Source organism: Ilyobacter sp. (assembly GCF_041583315.1).
GTDB lineage: Bacteria > Fusobacteriota > Fusobacteriia > Fusobacteriales > Fusobacteriaceae > Ilyobacter.
Genome location: NZ_JBFHGC010000201.1, coordinates 1 through 4,680, shown reverse-complemented (window position 1 = coordinate 4,680; position 4,680 = coordinate 1). Strand labels below are relative to the sequence as shown.

6 protein-coding genes are annotated in these 4,680 nt (G+C 39.5%); all 6 read left to right on the top strand.

The window, feature by feature from the left end; genetic code table 11:
• A partial coding sequence (locus ABZA26_RS08135; protein ID WP_372714027.1) for an ArgK/MeaB family GTPase occupies nt 1–646 on the top strand: 646 nt, incomplete at its 5' end.
• A 23-nt stretch (nt 647–669) separates the two neighbouring features.
• Nucleotides 670–1,074: a methylmalonyl-CoA epimerase gene (mce, locus tag ABZA26_RS08130; RefSeq protein WP_372714026.1), complete on the top strand. Its 405-nt coding sequence runs from the start codon at nt 670–672 to the stop codon at nt 1,072–1,074.
• Between the two features lie 22 nt (nt 1,075–1,096).
• Entirely contained in the window at nt 1,097–2,650 is a 1,554-nt protein-coding gene (locus ABZA26_RS08125; RefSeq protein WP_372714025.1) for an acyl-CoA carboxylase subunit beta, read from the top strand.
• 23 nt (nt 2,651–2,673) lie between these two features.
• Nucleotides 2,674–3,090 carry an OadG family protein gene (locus ABZA26_RS08120; protein ID WP_372714024.1) on the top strand — a complete coding sequence of 139 codons (417 nt, stop codon included), beginning with the start codon at nt 2,674–2,676 and terminating at the stop codon, nt 3,088–3,090.
• Nucleotides 3,091–3,150: 60 nt separating this feature from the next.
• Nucleotides 3,151–3,555 carry a biotin/lipoyl-containing protein gene (locus ABZA26_RS08115; RefSeq protein WP_372714023.1) on the top strand — a complete coding sequence of 135 codons (405 nt, stop codon included), beginning with the start codon at nt 3,151–3,153 and terminating at the stop codon, nt 3,553–3,555.
• A 22-nt stretch (nt 3,556–3,577) separates the two neighbouring features.
• Nucleotides 3,578–4,680, top strand: a 1,103-nt coding sequence (locus ABZA26_RS08110; protein WP_372714022.1) for a sodium ion-translocating decarboxylase subunit beta, incomplete at its 3' end; no start/stop codon positions are given.

The following is a 4,680-nucleotide window of genomic DNA, read 5'->3' as shown; positions in this document are numbered from 1 at the left end:
GAGCGACCTTAATACTGATCCAGGTGTTTTTATAAGGTCAATGGGTGCCAGAGGAAACCTAGGCGGAATTTCAGAGGCCACAGGAATAGCTGTTGACATCCTAGACATATATGGTTGTGAATATATATTTGTAGAAACAGTAGGAGTAGGCCAGTCAGAAGTAGATATTGTAAAATCTTGTGATACTACACTTATGGTAATGGTTCCAGGTTTGGGAGATGATATTCAGGCAATCAAAGCAGGAGTTATGGAAATCGGAGATGTGTTTGTCATAAATAAGGCAGACAGAGATGGCGCTCAGAAAACAGCGCGTGAAATTAGGATGATGCTTGAGTTTAATAAAAACGAGTGGAATCCTCCGGTTAATATGGCTGTTGCTGTTGAAAATCAGGGTATTAAAGAGTTGTTTGATTCTATCCTCGAACACAGAGAGTATATGACTGGAAGCGGAAAGGGTCATATAAGACGTGTAGAGAATAGAAAAAGTGAACTTCTCACCATTGTAAAAGAAAGAATGGCAAGAAAGCTTTTTGAAAAAACATATAACGGTGAAGTGATAGATAATTTATCTGAAAAGGTTGCCAAAAAGGAAACTGATCCTTATTCGGCTGCAGAAATAATATTAGAAAAAATTAACATGAATTAATAAAAAATAAATGGGAGGTAAAAATGAAAGCATTAAAAGTAGACCATATTGGTATTGCGGTAAAAGACCTTGATTCTGTTGTAAAATTTTATGAGGATGTAATGGGTATACCTCTACACGGAATTGAAACTGTGGAAGAGCAAAAAGTAAGAGTTGCTTTTATGCCTGTAGGAGATACTGAGATTGAATTATTAGAATCTACTTCTCCAGACGGTCCTATTGCAAAATTCATCGAGAAAAAAGGTGAAGGAGTTCAACACGTAGCTTTTAAAGTAGAAAACATCGAAGAAGCTATAGCTGAAATGATAGAAAAAGGATACAGAATGATCGACCAATCACCTAGATACGGTGCTGGAGGAGCAAAGATAGCATTTATGCATCCAAAGGGAACTTGCGGAGTGTTAATTGAATTAAGTGAAAGACAATAAAAACTAAGGGGGCTATAAAATTATGTCTGTTGCTGCTTCTAAAATAGAGAAGATGCTAAAAATGAAAGAAAAGATTTCTCTTGGTGGAGGAATTAAAAGAATCGAAAAACAACATGCAGGTGGAAAAATGACTGCTCGTGAAAGACTTGAGTACTTTTTCGACGCAGGAACTTTTATCGAAATAGATGCCTTTGTACAGCATAGATGTACAAACTTTGGTATGGACAAGCAAGATCTTCCATCTGAATCAGTAGTAACTGGTTACGGAATGGTTGACGGAAGACTTGTATATGCTTTCTCACAGGACTTTACTGTAACTGGTGGATCACTTGGAGAAATGCATGCAAAGAAGATATGTAAAGCAATGGACATGTCTGCAAAAGTAGGAGCACCTTTCGTAGGAATTAACGATTCGGGTGGAGCTAGAATACAAGAGGCTGTAGATGCCCTTTCTGGATACGGAGATATCTTCTACAGAAACTCTATCTATTCTGGAGTAATACCTCAAATCTCTGCAATCATGGGACCTTGTGCAGGAGGAGCAGTTTATTCTCCAGCTCTTACTGACTTTATCTTCATGGTAGATAAAACTTCTCAAATGTTCATCACAGGACCTCAAGTAATCAAAACTGTTACTGGGGAAATAGTTACAGCTGAAGAACTTGGTGGAGCTATGACTCATAACTCTGTAAGTGGATGTGCTCAGTTTGTATCACAAGATGATAAAGCTTGTCTTGATGACATCAGAAGACTTATCGGATTCTTACCATCAAACAACATGGAAAAAGCACCTGAATTTGCTTTTGACGGAGACTTAAACGCTATGTTTGATAACCTGGATACTATTATCCCGGACAGTCCAAACAGAGCTTACGATATGTTTGATATAATAACTACAATAGTAGATGACGGAGAGTACATGGAGTATCAACCTCATTACTCTAAAAACCTTATCACTTGCTTTGCAAGAATAAACGGTAAATCTGTAGGTATCGTAGCAAACCAACCAAAAGTTATGGCTGGATGTTTAGATATGAACGCCGGAGATAAGTGTGCTAAATTTGTAAGAACTTGTGACGCATTCAATATTCCACTATTAACAATAGTTGACGTGCCTGGATTCCTACCTGGAACTACTCAAGAGTACGGAGGAATCATCAGACATGGTGCTAAGATGCTATATGCTTACAGTGAAGCTACTGTACCAAAAGTAACATTAATAACTCGTAAAGCTTACGGAGGAGCATATCTTGCTATGTGTTCTAAAGCTATGGGAGCAGACGTAGCCTTAGCTTGGCCTACAGCAGAAATCGCAGTTATGGGAGCAGCTGGAGCAGTTAATATCATCTTTAGAAATGATATCAAAGCAGCAACAGACAAAGAAGCGATGGCTAAACAGAGATTTGACGAATATACAGAAGAATTTGCCAGTCCTTATCAAGCAGCAAGAAGAGGTATGGTTGATGATGTAATTGAACCTAAGACAACTAGACAGAGACTTGTTGATGCATTTAATATGCTTGAAGGTAAGAGGGAAAAATTACCTGCTAAAAAGCATGGAAATATCCCTTTATAAAAACCAATTGGAGTGATGAATAGATGAATATTGCAGAACTTATGAAGCTGTTTGGAAATCCTGAAACTATCAAATCCCTTGGTATGGGGGATAAGATGATGGGTGTAGGTGTGACTGTAATCCTTGGTATGGGTATCACGGTTACGGCACTTATATTCATACAATTTTTGATAGGATTCATGACAACTATTTTGGCTGAAAAGCCAAAGGCAGCGGCGGCAAGTACGCCAGTACCAACAAATACTCAGGCGGCACCAGTTCAGGAAGAAGTTGCAGCAACTAACGATGAAGAATTAGTTGCGGTAATAGCTGCTGCTGTAGCGGCACATTTAGGTACTTCTTCAAATAATGTTGTTATACAAAATATCAGAAAAGTTGCAGATGCTACTCCTACATGGGGAAGAGCAGGAATTGTTGACCAAATGAGCACAAGATTTTAATTTTTATTAGATTAAAAACATTTTGATTTTAAATGAATCTTAGGGAGGAAAAATTAAATTATGAAAAACTTCAAAATAGTAGTTAATGGAAATGAATATGATGTAGCAGTAGAGGAAATCGGAGGAGCAGCACCAGTAGCAGCTAGACCAGCAGCAGCACCAGTAGCAGCTAGACCAGCAGCACCAGCAGCAGCACCAAAGCCAGCAGCAGCACCAAAGCCAGTAACTACTGCAGCAGGAGCAGGAGCAGGAGTAAACACAGTAACTGCACCTATGCCTGGAACAATAATCAATGTGGGAGTCCACGCAGGAGCGAAAGTTTCTAAAGGGGATATCTTAGTAGTATTAGAAGCAATGAAAATGGAAAATGAAATTATGGCTCCTCATGACGGAACAGTTACTGAAGTTAGAGTACAGCAAGGTGCTTCAGTTAATGCAGGAGATATACTAGTAGTATTATCTTAATATCCAGAGGGGGACAATTGTTATGTTACAAGCTTTGATAGATTTTTATACCAGTACAGGTTTCTATGGTATGAATATAGGGGCCATCGCAATGATGATAGTTGCCTGTATTTTCATGTACCTTGCTATAGTAAAAGGATTTGAACCTCTCTTATTGGTTCCTATCTCTTTCGGAATGCTTCTTACAAACCTTCCATTTGCCGGTATGATGGCAGAGCCTTTAATGGAAGTAAAAGAGCATCTTACAGCTTCAGGAGCAGTGCAGTATGTAGTACATACAGCAGAGCCTGGAGGATTACTTTACTACCTTTTCCAAGGTGACCATTTAGGTATCTTCCCTCCATTAATCTTTATGGGTGTAGGGGCAATGACAGATTTCGGTCCGTTAATTGCAAATCCTAAATCACTTCTTCTTGGAGCAGCAGCTCAGTTTGGAATCTTCGTTACTTTCCTAGGAGCGATAGCTTCTGGACTGTTTACAGCTCAGGAAGCAGCTTCAATCGGAATCATCGGAGGAGCAGACGGACCTACTGCGATCTTCCTTTCTTCAAAACTGGCTCCGCACCTAATGGGACCAATAGCTGTAGCAGCTTATTCATATATGGCGCTTGTACCAATCATTCAGCCGCCTATCATGCAAGCTCTTACAACAGAGAAGGAAAGAATAATAAAAATGTCACAGATGAGAATGGTAACAAAGAAAGAGAAAATCATTTTCCCTATCGTAGTTACTATCATAGTATCTCTAATAGTACCTCCAGCAGCGACTCTAATCGGTATGCTTATGCTTGGAAACCTATTCAGAGAAAGTGGAGTAGTAGGAAGACTAGAAGATACAGCTAAGAATGCGCTGATCAATATCATCACAATTTTCCTAGGAGTAACAGTTGGAGCTACTGCAACTGCTGAAGCCTTCCTAAAAGTAGAGACACTTGCTATCCTGGCACTAGGAGTAGTAGCCTTTGGAATAGGAACAGGATCAGGAGTAGTTCTTGCTAAGGTTATGAACAAATTCCTAAAAGTTCCAATCAATCCACTGATCGGATCTGCAGGAGTATCTGCGGTACCAATGGCAGCAAGGGTATCACAGGTAGTAGGACAGAAAGCTGACCCGTCAAACTTCCT